Raw genomic sequence first — 15,365 nt, 5'->3', positions numbered from 1 at the left:
CGATAGTAGCGTGGTGTCCAAACTGCGTAGGGTGTGCGTTGGTGCCGCCACCGCCTTGGTGCATGGCATGGCGGTCGTCACGCGCAATGTGTCCGACTTTTTCGACCTAGACCATGAGCAATACCCCAGAAAACATCATCTGGCACCAGGCCACGGTGACCCGCGCCCGACGCGAACAATTGAACGGGCACAAATCCTGTGTGCTCTGGTTTACCGGTTTGTCCGGCGCGGGCAAATCGACGCTCGCCCATGCAGTGGAGGAACGATTGCACCAGTTCGGCTGCCGCACCTTTGTTCTGGATGGAGACAACGTCCGGCACGGCCTCTGCTCCGACCTGGGTTTCAGCGAAGCCGACCGCAAGGAAAATATCCGCCGTATCGGTGAAGTCGCCAAGTTGATGATGGAAGCGGGGTTGATTGTCATGACCGCCTTCATCAGCCCCTTTCGGGCCGACCGGGAGGCCGTTCGCAACCTCATGCCGCACGGGGATTTTCTGGAAATCTATTGCCAGGCCAGCTTGGAAGTTTGCGAAGCGCGTGATGTCAAAGGCCTCTACAAAAAGGCCCGAGCTGGAGAAATCAAGAACTACACTGGTATTTCCTCGCCTTACGAGCCGCCACTGACTCCGGAACTTATCGTCGATACTGGCAGACAGCAGCTCGGCGATTGCGTGCGTCAGGTCATCGACGTTTTGCGCTTACGCCGTATTCTGCCCGCCTCGCCGTATGCCCTCCCAACGCAGTGTTCATGACGTCTATGCACTATGTTTGAAGGCAATCAGCGTGGGGAAACCAGCCGGGGGATAAAACTGGCAAGTACTCTCAAACCCATTATTTTTGGAAATGAGTTTCGTGCCATGCTCGTAAAAGGTGCCTTCGGGAGCCTGGCGTTGCGTGTCATTTCCGTGCTGCTGATGCTGATGGTTTCAATCGTTCTGGCTCGCATGCTAGGGCCCACGCAATTCGGCATCTACTCTGTCGTGCTTTCCCTTGTCAGCCTGCTCGCCGTTCCTGCCCAGATGGGTTTGCCCACACTCGTCGTGCGCGAGACGGCTACCGCCTACGTGTGGCAACGCTGGGGAGTGATGCGTGGATTGTGGCATTGGGCTACGAGGAAGGTTCTGAGTCTGGCTCTGTTACTTGCAATTCTCGCCCTGCTCGTGGGGGAACGCCTGTTACCTGGCGAAGCAGAGCATCGAACAATGCTGTTAGTGCTCGCTGCCTTGCTCATCCCTCTGAACGTTCTGAACACTCTACGGGGTGCTGCCCTACAGGGGTTGCGTCATGTTGTTTTAGGGCAACTTCCGGAATTGGTGATTAACCCCCTACTCCTCGGCGCGCTGATCGTGGGCGTTTCACTCGTGATGCAGACTCGGCTGGACGCGATCACCGCCATCGCTCTACACATATTTTCCGTATCGTTCTCCTTCGCCCTCGGCGCGTATCTGCTTTGGCGGTTGGTGCCCCCGGCCCTGCGGGCACGCCCCGAGCCGATCTACGAGGCCCGCGCCTGGCGTGCGGCCGCTTTGCCGATTGCGCTGACGACTGGGTTGCAGGTGCTTAATCAGAACATCGACATCGTCATGCTAGGCTGGCTCCGCAGCGCAGAAGAGGCAGGGATTTACAAGATTGCGGTCAGCGCTGCCGCCATCGTCTCATTGGGCTTGGGCGCCGTCAATCAGGCGCTCGCGCCCCATTTCGCGCGTTTGCATCAGCTGGACGACTATGGGCGGCTGCAGCGTCTGGTTACGCTGAGTGCCCGGGGTATTCTCGCTCTCTCCCTTCCGCCAATGCTCCTCATGGTACTCGCCGGCGAGGAAGTGCTCACCCTTTTCTTTGGACATGACTATGCATCGGGTAAGACTGCGCTTGCCATCATTGCGTTTGGGCAGCTCGTGAATGCGGCGATGGGCTCGGTCGGTTTGCTTCTCAATATGACCGGTCACGAACGTCAAACGTTTCGCGCGGTATTGGCTGCCGCATTCGCGAACGTCGGTCTCAATCTCGCGCTGATTCCCGCTTGGGGGGCGATCGGCGCTGCCATCGCTGCCACCACCTCGCTCGTGGTTTGGAATGTCATCATGTGGCTCGCGGTCCGGCGTCTGCTTGGCATCGAAACCATGGCGTTCCCCATCTTTACATTCGAAGGAAAAAAATGAAAAAGCCGAATTTTTTCATCATCGGCGCGCCAAAGTGCGGCACGACCTCCTGGGCGTCTTGGCTGGCAAGCCATCCCCAGGTTTTCATGTCCCCAATGAAGGAGCCACAACATTTCAGCGCAGATCTCAGGGTTTTGATACCGAGACGAGCCGACTATGAGAGGCTGTTTCGCAATGCAACGGACCGGCATCGCGCGGTTGGGGAGGCTTCGGCTACATATCTTTTCTCCGAGGCGGCGGTTCCGCATATAGAACGCTACGTGGATCACCCCAAATACATCATCTGCCTAAGGAATCCGGTGGAGATGGCTTATTCGCTACACGAACAAATGGTAGTGTCGGGTATGGAAGATGTGCTGGAATTCGAACGTGCCTGGGTGCTCAGCGAAGCCCGCTTTCGGGGTGAGCAAGTGAGTCGCTGGTGTGATGCACCGAAAATCCTTGCATACGGTCGCATGTGCAAACTTGGCGAACAGTTGCTGAGGCTTTACCGTACGGTGCCAAAAGACCGGGTCCATACCATTTTGCTTGATGACGTCAGACGGGATGCTCGGGCTGAATACCTGAAAGTGCTCGCATTCCTGGGGCTTGACGATGACGGGAGGTGTGAGTTTCCGGTCGAAAACCCGGCCAAGACGTTGAGGTCCTTCGCACTGAACCGAACCGTACAGGCCCTGGCAAGGTTTAAATACCGATTGAGGATATATCACATAGGCCTCGGGATCCTGGATGCCATAGCAAAGAAAAACATGAAGTATCGTCCTCGGGTACCGATGCGGCCTGACACCAGGCGTGAGCTGGAAGAGTTTTTTCGTGAGGACATCAAATTGCTCGAAGAATTGCTCGAGCGCCGCCTGGGGTGGATTTCGGGTTCATGAAGGCAACAAGGGACACGCCAACGCTCCAGCATGGGGTGGGCAAGCCTCGCGCCTCGCGCAATCTGACGGTAGATGCAACGGCCCAGGACATTATCGGCATCGAGGTCACCACGGCCCACGGGAACGACAGTGAAGTCTTCCCTGACCTGCTTGCCAAGTTGAGCGCGAGGTGGCCCAGGTTACGGCCGATGGTTCCTATGACACCTATGCGTGCCATCGCGTCATTGCCGAGCGCGGCGCCAAGGGAGCAGATGGACCGCGCGAGGGGGCGGTGCCTTGGGTAACAAACTATCATCTACGTGAGCTGATCCTGGCCGCGATCGCAGCCAAGGGGGGAGACTGGAAGGAACAGTCTGGAGAGAAGGGGAGACATGGCAGAAACCGAAGTCTCCACACATAGACATGTGTAGGTAGGGCAAATTGTGCACCAACAGTGATATGAGTGGGTCTTTATCCAGTCCGGGAGCTAATCCCCAGATTGCAATCTTCCTCCCCTCGCTCAATGGCGGCGGTGCCGAGCGGGTGATGGTAACAATCGCCAACGGCTTTGCACGGCGTGGCTATCGCGTCGATTTGGTCCTTGCATGCGCCGAAGGGCCTTATCTGAAAGATGCCGTTCCATCGGTACGGGTTGTTGATTTGGGTGCAGGGCGGGTGAGCAGGGCGCTGCTGCCCCTTGAACGAATCCGCATCGCGCGAGCGGGGTTCGAACGGTATTGGCGCGACTATGAATGGGAAGCCAACTTATTGAACTTCCTGCATTGGTGCGAGACCATCAGAGTGTCGGAAAAGATTGGTGTGGAGTAAGACCATGGAACCGGTGGCATCGGATCAGACAAAGATTTGGGATCATTTTCAGAACGAAGGGGTTGATTCGTTCGCTCAAAGTCAAGGGCGCCTTGAGTTTCTTGTGCGGCAGTTAAAGCCGGGAATACGCGCCCTAAACATTGGCGTAGGGAACGGTGCTCTGGAAAGAATGGCGATTAAAAGAGGTGTCGATATCTGGTCGCTTGATCCCAGTCACCGCGCGATAGATAGCTTACGAAAGCAACTTCGTCTGGGGGAAAAGGCGCAAGTCGGCTTCTGTCAAACAATGCCGTTTCCAGATGGGAAATTCGATGTTGTTGTGATGTCGGAGGTACTCGAGCATTTGGATGACGGAGTGTTCGAGGCGACATTGGCGGAGGTCAGGAGGGTACTGCGACCAGGAGGGCGGTTTATTGGCACTGTCCCGGCGCGCGAAAAACTCGAAGACGCCATTGTGGTTTGTCCGCACTGCGGTTTCCTGTTCCACAGATGGGGCCATGAACGCAGCTTCAGTGTGGAGACGCTTACCGTTGCCTTGAATCAATATTTCTCGGTGGAGAGAGTCTTTGAGCAGTTTTTCATAGAGTGGGAATCTGTCAGCTGGTGGCGCAAGTTGCAAGGATTAATCAAGAAATTTCTATCGTGGCGCGGCATTGGAACCTACGGCATTTGCCGAAACATTTACTTTTGTGCGCGGAAGCCAAGTTTGACGGATGGCATGCGTCATGCGTAATCGTTTTGAGTTACATGCCCAGGAATCCAGACCTGTCAGGACCTGTTTTCAGAAGTTGCATGTTCTAGAAAGCGGTAGTAGCACCAGTAATCAAGCTGGTTCAATTGCACCGATCGGCTCGGCTACGGGTGTACTTGTTTTGCGAAGGTAATTCCTAACGAATCTGGACCAATTTTGGGCTGATATCCTGGATGCTGGTGGTCTTGAGAAGCTTGACCAGCAAGGGTTTCAGGTTTTCAGCCCGGTGGTTGAAACGGTAACAAACTTCCCCGAGGTAAAGATGGAAGTATTTGCGAGGCACTCCCCGGTAAGGATACAACCAGTTCTTGGCATAGCTCCAGAAGCCCTCGATGCCGTTGATATGGTCCCGCCCCACCGGCTTGCCTTTCTCCTTGCGGATCACCACGTGCTCACCCCGCAGCTTCAGTGTCGCGTAAGCTTGCCACTCGTCGGTGTAGTACAACGCGCCCTCCCGGGTATGGGCCTGGATGTGGCGCATCACCTCTGCCCGGCTGTGAGCCGCGATCGGCATCGCCTTGACTTGGCCGTTGCGCTTGACGATGCCAAACACGATCACTTTGCCGGCCGCACCCCAGCCCCGTTTGCCGTGCCGAGCCCCGCCAAACGTGGTCTCGTCGCATTCGACCGCCCCGGCAAAGGGTTCTCGGAACTCCTCCGCCCACGCCATACAAGCACGCACCAGCCGGTAAAAGCGTTCGATCGCCGGCGCACTGGCCAAGGCGCCGAAGCGCTGCCGATAAACCGGCACGCCCCAAACGAAGCGACGCAGCAGTTCGTGCTTGGTGACGTCGCTCAGCCGGCTGGCCGACCACACGCTACGCCAGCGAAAGCGATGGCCGCAGCGTTTGCATTTGTGGCGGCCATCAGCCAACTGATACAGACGACTGTAGCCACAACCAGGACATTTCTTCATGACCAAATCCTTCCAGATTTGGTCCAGTTTGGTTAGGTATTACCTTGCGAAAGGCTCCATGAGTCGCCTTGCCTTGCTTGCACGTAAACTGGATCAAGGCGGTGCCGAAAGGCAGTTGGTGGCGCTGGCGACAGGTCTGAAAAGCCTAGGCCACGACGTTCATGCCGTGCTTTTTTATGCTGGCGGCGCTTTTGACGCTGAACTTGCAGCCGCAGGCGTGCCTGTCCACTTCGTCGGCAAGCGCGGACGCTGGGATGCCTTCGGCTTCTTGATTCGCCTTGGGATGATCCTCCGCCGATTGCGGCCCACAACCATCTATTCCTTTCTTGACCTGCCTAACATCCTGGCGGCATTGCTTCGTCCGGCAATAGGGCGTCCCAGGCTGGTCTGGAGCATCCGCGCAGCAGGCATGGAGATGCGCCACTATGACTGGCTGTCCCGGTTGATGCCGAGGCTGGAGGCGGTTTTGAGCCGGTCAGCCGACGTCATCGTGGCGAATTCTCGGGCGGGGAAGGAGTGGGCCATTAACCGGGGTTTTCCGTCCGGACGGATGATAGTCATCGAAAATGGCATCGATACTGAGCGCTTCAGATATGACGCTGCCGGGCGAGAACGTGTCCGCAAGGAATGGGGCATTGGCGCCGGGGAAACGGCCATTGGTCTTGTGGCGCGCCTGGACGTCATGAAAGACCATCACAACTTCCTTCAAGCGTGCGCCCTGCTTGCGTCACGGCGGAACGACCTTCGTTTTGTCTGTGTCGGCGGCGGCAAGGCTGCGATGCACGAGGATCTGCAGGCGTTTGCCCGTCACTTGGGCATTGCAGAGCGGGTGACCTGGGCCGGGCCGCGCGGGGATATGGCTGCGGTTTACAGCGCGTTCGATATTGTTTGTTCGTCTTCTTCTTTCGGTGAGGGGTTCTCCAATGCCATTGCAGAGGCGATGGCTTGTGAGCGGCCATGCGTTGTCACCAATGTCGGCGATTCCGCGCGCATTGTTGGCGAGGTCGGCGAAGTCGTGCCGCCCCGCGACGCGGATGCCTTGGCGGACGCGATGGCAAGGATGCTGGAACGGATCGAGAACAACCTGGACCTCAGGCGCCAGGCCAGAGCACGCATCGTCGACGAGTTTTCCGTGGGGTGCATGGTATCGCGCACTGAACAAATTCTCCGTGGGCAGAAGTGATGCGGGTGCTCTACGTCATCACCGGCCTTTCCACCGGCGGCGCGGAAAAGCAGCTTGCTCGGTTGCTCGCGAAGCTTGACGGGAAAGATGTCGAGGCGGCGGTGGTTTCTCTGGCGGCTCCTGGTGCGGTGTCAGGTGAGCTTGAATCCCTAGGCGTTCCGGTGTGGCATCTGAATCTGGCTCGGCCTTGGCAGCTACCCTGGGCAGCGGCACGGTTGCTGACGGTCGCGCGACGCTTCCGCCCCCATGTCATTCAGGGCTGGATGTATCACGGCAATCTGGCTGCGAGCTTTGTTGGAAAATTTTTGGGGGTGCCTGTCGTCTGGGGTATTCGGCAGACGCTCTACGACCTGCAAAGAGAGAAGCCCGGTACGCGAGCCGTCATCCGCCTTTCGGCGCGCTGGTCGTCTCGTGCGACGGCCATTGTGTACAACGCTGAGGTGTCACGCACCCAGCACGAGGCATTCGGTTTTGCGCCGGAGCGTGGGTGCGTGATAGGCAACGGTTTCGATGGCGGACAGTGGCGGTCGGACATCGACTCCCGCCACAGTGTGCGCGCAGAGCTCGGCATCGAACCGGATGCGCCGCTCATCGGGCTCGTTGCCCGCTACCACCCCATGAAAGGGCACGACATTTTTCTCGATGCCGCTGCGCGTCTTGCTGCTCTCCGGCCGGATGTGCATTTTCTGCTTGCTGGGCGGGAGGTGACGCCGGCACATCCGCTCTTTGCTGCACATTACCATCATGGGCCGCTTGCCGGGCGATTGCATCTTCTGGGCGAGCGCGCCGATATCCCGCGGCTCACCGCAGCCTTGGATATCGCTTCTTCTTCTTCTTCCTGGGGCGAAGCGTTTTCGAATGCCATCGCCGAGGCGCTGCTCTGTGGCGTGCCGGTCGTGGCGACCGACGTGGGGGATACCCGAACCATTATCGGGGACTCTGGGATCGTGGTGCCTCCCGGTGATGCGCGTGCGTTGGCCAACGCATGGCAGACACTGCTGGATTGTGGCCTTGAAGCGCGCCTGGCGATGGGTCAGGCTGGACGGGAGCGGCTACTGACGGAATACTCCATCGAGGCAGTTGCTCAAGCCTATGCACAACTCTACGAAAGGATACAAAACCAATGGACCAAGACCTGACTCGCGCCGAATCCCACTTTGCCTTCGGGCGTAACTGGGCCGAGTATGCAGCGAAGATCACAGCGGATGAAGTGCGTGAGGCGGAAGCGGGGCTTTTGCGGCTTCTGGGTGGAGAGCGGCTCGAGGGCAAGCGCTTTCTCGATATCGGAAGCGGTTCGGGATGCGACGAATACGTCCATAAAAAATTGGCGTGGAGCTGACCCGTGTGTGGATTGACCGGTTTCTGGGAATCTCGCGGCTGTCGCTCGGATGAGGCAAATGCCACCGTGCGGCGCATGGCCGATACGCTCGTCCATCGTGGGCCAGATGATGCAGGGGTGTGGGTGGATGCGGAAGCGGGCGTTGCGTTGGGCCATCGCCGGCTCGCGATCCTCGATCTATCCCCTGCAGGCCACCAGCCCATGGTGTCCGCTTCTGGTCGCTATGTGATTGCCTTCAACGGGGAGATTTATAACCACCTCGAATTGCGCAAGGAGCTCTCGAAACTCGGCGCTGGTGGGACGGCACCCGCGTGGCGTGGCCATTCCGATACCGAAACGCTGTTGGCTGCGTTCGAAGCCTGGGGTATCGAAAAGACACTGACGCGCTGCGTGGGCATGTTCGCCTTGGCGCTGTGGGACCGGGAAACCCGCACGCTCACACTCGCGCGAGACCGCATGGGCGAAAAGCCGCTTTACTATGGTTGGGTGCGCGGGGCGCTGGTGTTCGGCTCGGAGTTCAAGGCGCTGCGGGCATATCCCGGTTTTGATAATGCCATCGAGCGGCGGGCGCTGGCGCTTTTTATGCGCCACAACTACGTGCCCGCGCCGTGGAGCATTTTTGAGAACATCTGGAAGCTGCCGCCGGGGTGTTTTGTGCAGGTTGCGGCAGCTGCCCTCACCCCCGGCCCCTCGCCCGCTTGCGGGATGGGGGAGGTCAAACCCTACTGGTCTCTCCGGGAAGTGGCAGAGGCCGGGCTGCGCGATCCGTTTGCTGGTAGCGAGGCCGAGGCGACGGAAGAGCTTGAGCGGCTGCTCAGGCAAAGCATCGCCGGCCAGACGATCGCCGATGTGCCGCTCGGGGCGTTTCTGTCAGGCGGCATCGATTCCAGCACGGTGGTCGCGCTGATGCAGGCGCAAAGCAGTCGGCCGGTCAAAACCTTTACCATCGGTTTTCACGAAGGGGAATACAACGAGGCCGAACATGCCAAAGCCGTGGCGTGCCATCTGGGCACGGATCACACCGAGCTTTATGTCACGCCGGAGGAGGCGATGGCGGTCATCCCAAAGCTGCCGGCGCTCTACGACGAACCGTTTGCCGATTCCTCGCAGATCCCCACCTTTCTCGTCGCGCAACTCGCCCGCCGGCATGTGACAGTGAGTCTTTCCGGCGATGGCGGGGATGAGCTGTTCGGGGCTATAACCGTTATTTTTGGGCACGGCGTTTGTGGCGGCGGCTGGCTGGGATCCCTTTGCCCATGCGCAAGCTTGCCGCGCAAGGCGTCCGCGCCATCTCGCCTCAGGCGTGGAATCGCGTCTTTGGCTTGTTGGCGCCTTTGTTGCCCGAGCATTCGCGCTTTCGGTTGCCGGGCGACAAGCTGCATAAGGCGGCAGCGCTCTTTGCCGCCACGCGGCCGGAAGAGATTTATTTGCGCCTGGTCTCCCATTGGGAGGATCCTGCCTCACTCGTGCTTGGCACAGAGGAGCCCGCGACGCCGATGACCGATCCAGCGCCTTCGCTCGATGGCGCTGACTTCGAGGCACGCATGATGTATCTCGACAGCATCACTTACCTGCCGGACGACATCCTGGTGAAGGTGGACCGTGCGGCGATGGGGGTGAGCCTGGAAACCCGCGTGCCGCTTCTGGACCATCGCATCGTGGAATTTGCCTGGCGGGTGCCACTGTCGATGAAGATTCGCGATGGCCAATCCAAGTGGCTGCTACGCCAGGTGCTCTACAAATACGTCCCCCGTGAGCTCATCGAACGGCCCAAGATGGGCTTTGGCGTGCCGCTCGACCAGTGGTTGCGCGGGCCGCTGCGGGAATGGGCGGAGGATTTGCTCTCTGAAGAGCGGCTAAAGCGCGAAGGCTTTCTACACCCCGCACCGGTGCGCCATAAGTGGCAGGAGCATCTTTCCGGGCGGCGCAACTGGGCGTACTACCTGTGGGATGTGTTGATGTGGGAGGCGTGGCTGGAGTCCCAATGGGCTTCACCGCGGGACTTTCCGTCGCCGCGCTGACTGGGTAATTGTCAGTAACATTGACAATCGACCAAGCCGGCGGCTAGACTGGCCACCATGATTTCCCGACACGCGCTGGTTTCCCTGCATCAACTGGCGGGCTGGTATCCGGCGGTCGCGATTGTCGGTCCACGCCAGTCGGGCAAGACAACCCTGGCGCGTCTGGCCTTTCCCGACAAGCCCTATGTTTCGTTGGAAAACCCGGACGAGCGCGACTTTGCGCGCCAGGATGCGCGCGCCTTTCTCGGCCGCTTTCCCGACGGGGCGATCCTGGACGAGGTACAGCGCGCGCCGGAGCTCTTTTCCTGGTTGCAAGAAGTGCTCGATGCCGACCGCCGCACCGGCCGCTTCGTGCTGACGGGCTCGTGGCAGCCGGGCTTGCGCGGGAGCATCGCCCAGTCTCTGGCGGGTCGGGTGGGGCATTTGACCTTGCTGCCCCTGTCGATGCAGGAACTCCAAGGGGCAAGGCTTCTACCGGCCACATTGGCCGAGTGCCTGCTCAAAGGCGGGTTTCCGCCGATCTTTGACCGGTCTATCCCCCCCAGGTGTGGTTCGCCGATTACACGGCCACGTATCTCGAACGCGATGTGCGCCAGATTCTGGAGTTGCGTGATTTGGCTGCCTTTCACCGTTTTCTGCGCATGTGCGCGGCGCGCACCGGGCAGCTCGTCAATCTGTCGCAACTTGCCGCCGACTGCGGCATCACCCACAACACGGCGAAGAGCTGGCTGTCGGTGCTCGAAGCGAGTTTCCTGGTGTTTCTGCTGCCGCCCTGGCATCGCAATCTCGGCAAGCGGCTGGTGAAAACGCCGAAACTCTATTTTCTCGATGTGGGGCTGGCGGCCTGGCTGGCCGGTCAGCGCAGCGAAGAGGCCATTGCGCTGGGGCCGATGCGCGGCCCCCTGTTCGAGACCTGGGTGGTGAGCGAGACGATCAAGACCCTTCGCAACCGGCTCCTGCCCCATGAACTCTTTTTCTACCGCGATGCCCATGGCCGGGAGATCGATCTGATTCTGGAAGTGGATGGCGCGCCTCGCCTGGCGCTGGAGTGCAAGGCTGGCGAGACCCCGGCTGGTGACTGGTTCGCGCCGCTGGCGAGACTGGCCGGAGAAATCGGCGCTGGCAGCACGGCAGTGGTTTTCGGCGGCAACAGTGACCAGCCGCGCGAGTCGGTGCCGGCGATCAGCTGGCGCCGCCTGCCGGATCTGCTGGCAAAAGCGATGGAGTAGGCGATGCCAACGGCAGGCGCTCACTTAGTCTTTCTCGTCACCGAGGACTGGTATTTCGTTTCGCACCGTCTTGCCTTGGCCAAGGCGGCGAAGGAAGCCGGGTTTGAAGTGACGGTGATTACCCGCTGCAATGCCGAATGCGCAGTGATTCAAGCGGCGGGTCTGCGGGTCGTGTCCTTCGACATGGCGCGGCGGGGGTTGAATCCGCTGGGGCTGCTGCGCGAGGTGCTTGGGGTAGCGCGGCTTTACCGGAACCTCAAGCCGGACATCGTGCATCATGTGGCGCTGCGGCCGGTAGTGGTGGGCGGGCTGGCGGTTCGGTTGACCGGGGTTCGCTCAGTCGTCTCCGCAATTGCGGGCTTGGGTTTCGCATTCACCGGCGGGCGTGGCGGTTGGCTGCAGCAAGCCATGAGCGTTTTATTGCGCCTGGCGCTTGCGCGCGGCGTGGTGATCGTGCAGAACCCGGATGATGCCGCTACCGTGCAGGGCCTGGGGATCGCGCCCGAACGGATCAGATTGATTCCCGGTGCCGGGGTGGATACGGAACGTTTCGCGCCCCGGCCCGAACCGGAAGGTAGGCCGGTGGTGATGCTGGCCTCGCGCCTGCTGTGGGACAAGGGGGTCGGCGAGTTCGTCGAGGCGGCGCGCAGGCTCAAGGGGCGCGCGCGCTTCGTGCTCGTCGGCGCGCCGGATCCTGGCAACCCGGCCAGTGTGGCTGAAGGGGATCTCTATGCCTGGGTGCAGGATGGCATCGTGGAATGGTGGGGCCGGCGCGACGACATGGCGGAAGTCCTCAGCGCCGCGCACATCGTTTGTTTGCCTTCCTACCGTGAAGGACTGCCCAAGGTGCTGCTCGAAGCGATGGCCTGCGGGCGGGCGTGCATCACCACCGATGCGCCAGGCTGCCGCGACTGCGTGCGGGATGGCGACAACGGCCTGCTCGTGCCGGTGAAAGACGCTGCAGCGCTTGTCGCCGCAATCGAGCAGCTTCTCGACGATCAGAATTTGCGCCGGCGCATGGGCGAACGGGGACGGGAGCGGGCGGTGGCCGAGTTCAGTCAGGATGGCGTGATCGGGGCCACACTGGCGGTTTACCGCGGGGTGCAGGAATGACCGCACTCATCACCGGCGCCAACGGTTTCATTGGTCGGCAGCTGATCGAGCCGGGCGACCGGGCGCTGGTGCGGCGACCGGTTGGGCTTGCCAGCGAGGTGGTGGGCGATCTGCTCGATCCTGCCTCGCTTGTGCGAGCGTGCGAGGGCGTGGAGACGGTATTCCACTGCGCGGGCCTCGCGGATGCGGATGCACGGGATGTGGAGCTTCTCTGGCGCGTCAATGTCGAGGGCACGAAAAATCTGCTCGCTGCGGCGGGCAGGGCCGGGGTGCGCCGCTTCGTGTTCTTTTCCAGCGTCAAGGCGATGGCCGAGCCGGGGGAGGAATGCGTCAATGAGGATTGGCCCGGCGAGCCGGCCACACCCTACGGCCGCGCCAAGCGGGCGGCGGAAGCAGCGGTGCTGGAAGCGGGCGCACGCTTCGGCATGCATGTGGTGAATCTGCGCCTGGCGATGGTCTATGGCCGCGGCAGCCAGGGCAATCTGTGGAAGATGGCGCAGGCGGTCAGGAAGGGCTGGTTTCCGCCGCTGCCGGAGACGGGCAACCGGCGCTCCATCGTGCATGTGGCGGATGTGGTGGCTGCGGCGCGTCTCGTCGCGCAGGATGCGCGCGCGAATGGCCGTACCTACATCGTGGCCGATCCGCGGCCCTATTCGAGCCGGGAGATTTATGACGCGCTGTGCAATGCGCTTGGCCTGCCGCCGGCGCGCTGGCAGGTGCCGGCGGCGGCATTTCGTCTGGCAGCAGCGCTGGGCGGGCCGGCGGCGCGGATCAGCGCACGGCTCGTCGGTTCGGCCTGCTATTCCCCGGTGCGCATCGAGCGGGAGCTGGGCTTTCGCGCCGAGGTTGATCTCGCGGCAGGCTTGCGGGAGATGTTGGGGTGATGCGTTTCTTCGACATCGTGTTCTCGCTGGTCGGGCTCGTCTTGGGGGCACCACTGCTGCTCGTGCTGTTCGTCATCGGGCTTTTCGATACCGGCGCGCCGCTCTTTGTGCAGGAGCGTGTCGGACGTTTGCGCCGGCCGTTCAGGTTGGTGAAGTTCCGCACCATGCGACCGGGCACGGCGCAGGTGGCGACCCATCTGGCCGATGCTTCCGCCGTGACGCGCTGGGGCGCGTTCTTGCGCCGCACGAAGCTGGATGAATTGCCGCAGCTGTGGAATGTCTTGAAGGGCGAGATGAGCCTCGTCGGCCCGCGGCCTTGTCTGCCGAATCAGCATGAACTGATCGCGGCGCGCGAGCGGCTGGGCGTCTTCGCGGCCCGGCCGGGCATCACCGGGCTGGCCCAGGTGCAGGGCATCGACATGTCGCAGCCCGAACGGCTGGCGCTGACCGACGCCGAGATGCTTGCGCGGCTGGGGCTTGCCGATTACTTCCGCTATCTCGTGCTGACCATGTTGGGTAAAGGCGCGGGCGACCGGGTGCGCTGATAGTGCCGTCCTGCCAGCGCCGAGATTTGCGTGAAACGCCGGACAGCCAGCCGCGCTGCCTTGCGTTTGATCAATGAGCGGCGAAATACCAGGAGGCCTTGTAAAAATACTAGGTGACCCTGGCAATGCTAAACCGCCGCCATGGATCCAGCTTTCGAACGTCCTTTCGTCGCCCGCTTGCAGGCGCGGTTGAGCGAGCCGTCATGCGACACGAAGAATTGGCTCTCTGACGATGATGGCCGTGGCGGCCAACAACGCATTCCCGAATTCCTGACCGAACTTTGTTGATTTACTCAGTGTCCTGAGCAAAAATACTCAATATGGAGAGTAAATCTTCGGGCGCATTCCAGCGCCCCCAGGCGGCCATTCTGGCGGCGCGACTCAGCGAGCCGCGTCGCTTCATCCAGGTCGTGGTGGGCCCGCGGCAGGTGGGCAAAACCACGCTGGTGCAGCAGGTCGCAGCCATGATGCTGCAACCGGTGCGTTATGCCAGCGCCGATGAGCCGACGCTGCGCGGTAGGGAATGGATCGCCCAACAATGGGAGGCGGCGCGGCTGGCGATTGCCGGCAGGGAAAGCGCGGTGCTGGTGCTGGATGAAATCCAGAAAATCCCGGGCTGGTCGGAAACCGTCAAACGCCTGTGGGACGAGGATAGCCGCCTGGGTCGGCCGCTGAAAGTGGTGCTGCTTGGCTCGGCCCCCTTGCTGATCGCGCAGGGACTCACGGAAAGCCTGGCTGGACGATTCGAGACGCTCGTGCTGGGGCATTGGTCGTTTGCCGAGATGCGCGCCGCGTTCGGTTTCGGGCTGGAGGAATACCTGTTCTTTGGCGGTTATCCGGGCGCTGCGGCATTGATCGCCGATCCAGCGCGCTGGGCGCGCTATGTGGCCGATAGCCTGATCGAGACCTCGATCGCGCGCGATGTCCTGTTGCTGACCCGTGTGGACAAGCCCGCGCTGCTGCGCCGCCTGTTCGAGCTGGCCTGCCGCTATTCGGGACAGGTGCTTTCCTACACCAAGATGCTGGGTCAGCTGCAAGACGCCGGCAATACCACGACGCTGGCGCATTACCTGAGCTTGCTCGCCCAAGCGGGCATGGTCTGCGGTCTGCCCAAGTTTGCCGGGGATGTCGCGCGTAGTCGGGGCTCCAGCCCCAAGCTGCAGGTGCTCAATACCGCACTGATGACCGCCATGAGCGGTCTCGGTTTTGACGAGGCCAGGGACGATCGCGAATTTTGGGGGCGGCTGACGGAATCTGCCGTCGGGGCGCATCTGGCCAATGCCGCGCTCGCCGGCGAATGCAGCGTGTTTTACTGGCGAGAGGGCAATCAGGAAGTGGATTTCGTGGTGACGGCCGGGCGGCGCATGGTCGCCATCGAAGTGAAAAGCGGACGCACCCCGCGCACTCACGCCGGCACGGCCGCTTTCGTCAAGGCGTTCAAGCCGCAGCGCGCGTTGCGGGTCGGGGGAGACGGTATCGCGCTGGAGGATTTTCTGGCGCAGCCGGTCGGCCATTGGCTGCGTGACGGATAGAAATCTCC

The 15,365-nt window shown here is 61.1% G+C and carries 15 protein-coding genes and 2 pseudogenes; 16 read left to right on the top strand and 1 reads right to left on the bottom strand.

The genetic code is table 11. From position 1 onward, the window contains the following. Nucleotides 1-113: 113 nt before the first annotated feature. The 5 genes from cysC to M52SOB_RS11100 all read left to right on the top strand — a co-directional run bounded on the left by cysC (nucleotide 114) and on the right by M52SOB_RS11100 (nucleotide 4,577). On the top strand, nucleotides 114-752 hold the full coding sequence (gene cysC, locus M52SOB_RS11120; RefSeq protein WP_131111871.1) for an adenylyl-sulfate kinase: 639 nt from the start codon (nucleotides 114-116) through the stop codon (nucleotides 750-752). Nucleotides 753-764: 12 nt separating this feature from the next. Continuing rightward, the gene (locus tag M52SOB_RS11115; RefSeq protein WP_131111870.1) at nucleotides 765-2,159 is read left to right on the top strand and encodes an oligosaccharide flippase family protein; all 1,395 of its coding nucleotides are present in this window, start codon (nucleotides 765-767) and stop codon (nucleotides 2,157-2,159) included. Continuing rightward, complete coding sequence (locus tag M52SOB_RS11110) at nucleotides 2,156-3,037, top strand: sulfotransferase domain-containing protein (RefSeq protein WP_131111869.1); 882 nt, start codon at nucleotides 2,156-2,158, stop codon at nucleotides 3,035-3,037. Before M52SOB_RS11115 ends, M52SOB_RS11110 begins: the two co-directional genes overlap by 4 nt. 438 nt (nucleotides 3,038-3,475) lie before the next feature. Beyond that, nucleotides 3,476-3,844, top strand: coding sequence for a hypothetical protein (locus M52SOB_RS14055; protein ID WP_284155090.1), 369 nt, complete (start codon nucleotides 3,476-3,478; stop codon nucleotides 3,842-3,844). 4 nt (nucleotides 3,845-3,848) lie between these two features. Continuing rightward, entirely contained in the window at nucleotides 3,849-4,577 is a 729-nt protein-coding gene (locus tag M52SOB_RS11100; protein WP_131111868.1) for a class I SAM-dependent methyltransferase, read from the top strand. A 154-nt stretch (nucleotides 4,578-4,731) separates the two neighbouring features. Here M52SOB_RS11100 and M52SOB_RS11095 read toward each other — a convergent pair whose 3' ends face one another. Then, entirely contained in the window at nucleotides 4,732-5,511 is a 780-nt protein-coding gene (locus M52SOB_RS11095) for an IS1595 family transposase (RefSeq protein WP_284155089.1), read from the bottom strand. Here M52SOB_RS11095 and M52SOB_RS11090 point away from each other — a divergent pair. The 11 genes and pseudogenes from M52SOB_RS11090 to M52SOB_RS11050 all read left to right on the top strand — a co-directional run bounded on the left by M52SOB_RS11090 (nucleotide 5,510) and on the right by M52SOB_RS11050 (nucleotide 15,357). Further along, nucleotides 5,510-6,694, top strand: coding sequence for a glycosyltransferase (locus M52SOB_RS11090; protein ID WP_131111867.1), 1,185 nt, complete (start codon nucleotides 5,510-5,512; stop codon nucleotides 6,692-6,694). The two genes, M52SOB_RS11095 and M52SOB_RS11090, sit on opposite strands and share 2 nt — an antisense overlap. A gap of 5 nt (nucleotides 6,695-6,699) precedes the next feature. Continuing rightward, a complete protein-coding gene (locus tag M52SOB_RS11085) occupies nucleotides 6,700-7,833 on the top strand; it encodes a glycosyltransferase (protein ID WP_172601823.1) in 1,134 nt (377 codons plus the stop codon). Continuing rightward, on the top strand, nucleotides 7,818-8,033 hold the full coding sequence (locus M52SOB_RS11080) for a hypothetical protein (RefSeq protein WP_131111865.1): 216 nt from the start codon (nucleotides 7,818-7,820) through the stop codon (nucleotides 8,031-8,033). The genes M52SOB_RS11085 and M52SOB_RS11080 overlap by 16 nt, the downstream gene beginning before the upstream one ends. A 3-nt stretch (nucleotides 8,034-8,036) precedes the next feature. Then, nucleotides 8,037-10,054, top strand: a pseudogene (asnB, locus tag M52SOB_RS14115) (asparagine synthase (glutamine-hydrolyzing)). A gap of 57 nt (nucleotides 10,055-10,111) precedes the next feature. Continuing rightward, nucleotides 10,112-10,498: pseudogene (locus M52SOB_RS14110) on the top strand (ATP-binding protein); the annotation flags it as partial. Between the two features lie 101 nt (nucleotides 10,499-10,599). Further along, the gene (locus M52SOB_RS14040) at nucleotides 10,600-11,283 is read left to right on the top strand and encodes a DUF4143 domain-containing protein (RefSeq protein WP_284155087.1); all 684 of its coding nucleotides are present in this window, start codon (nucleotides 10,600-10,602) and stop codon (nucleotides 11,281-11,283) included. A 3-nt stretch (nucleotides 11,284-11,286) separates the two neighbouring features. Beyond that, nucleotides 11,287-12,396, top strand: coding sequence for a glycosyltransferase family 4 protein (locus M52SOB_RS11065; RefSeq protein ID WP_131111864.1), 1,110 nt, complete (start codon nucleotides 11,287-11,289; stop codon nucleotides 12,394-12,396). Continuing rightward, on the top strand, nucleotides 12,393-13,280 hold the full coding sequence (locus M52SOB_RS11060; protein ID WP_131111863.1) for an NAD-dependent epimerase/dehydratase family protein: 888 nt from the start codon (nucleotides 12,393-12,395) through the stop codon (nucleotides 13,278-13,280). The genes M52SOB_RS11065 and M52SOB_RS11060 overlap by 4 nt, the downstream gene beginning before the upstream one ends. Then, on the top strand, nucleotides 13,280-13,825 hold the full coding sequence (locus M52SOB_RS11055) for a sugar transferase (RefSeq protein ID WP_284155086.1): 546 nt from the start codon (nucleotides 13,280-13,282) through the stop codon (nucleotides 13,823-13,825). The genes M52SOB_RS11060 and M52SOB_RS11055 overlap by 1 nt, the downstream gene beginning before the upstream one ends. A 141-nt stretch (nucleotides 13,826-13,966) precedes the next feature. After that, nucleotides 13,967-14,113 carry a hypothetical protein gene (locus tag M52SOB_RS13960; protein ID WP_172601822.1) on the top strand — a complete coding sequence of 49 codons (147 nt, stop codon included), beginning with the start codon at nucleotides 13,967-13,969 and terminating at the stop codon, nucleotides 14,111-14,113. A 32-nt stretch (nucleotides 14,114-14,145) separates the two neighbouring features. Then, nucleotides 14,146-15,357, top strand: a complete 1,212-nt coding sequence (locus M52SOB_RS11050) for an ATP-binding protein (RefSeq protein WP_131111861.1) — start codon at nucleotides 14,146-14,148, stop codon at nucleotides 15,355-15,357. Nucleotides 15,358-15,365: the final 8 nt, after the last annotated feature.

Origin of the sequence: Sulfuricystis thermophila (genome assembly GCF_004323595.1) — a bacterium.
Lineage (GTDB): Bacteria > Pseudomonadota > Gammaproteobacteria > Burkholderiales > Rhodocyclaceae > Sulfuricystis > Sulfuricystis thermophila.
This window is presented reverse-complemented; position numbering and strand designations above follow the sequence as displayed.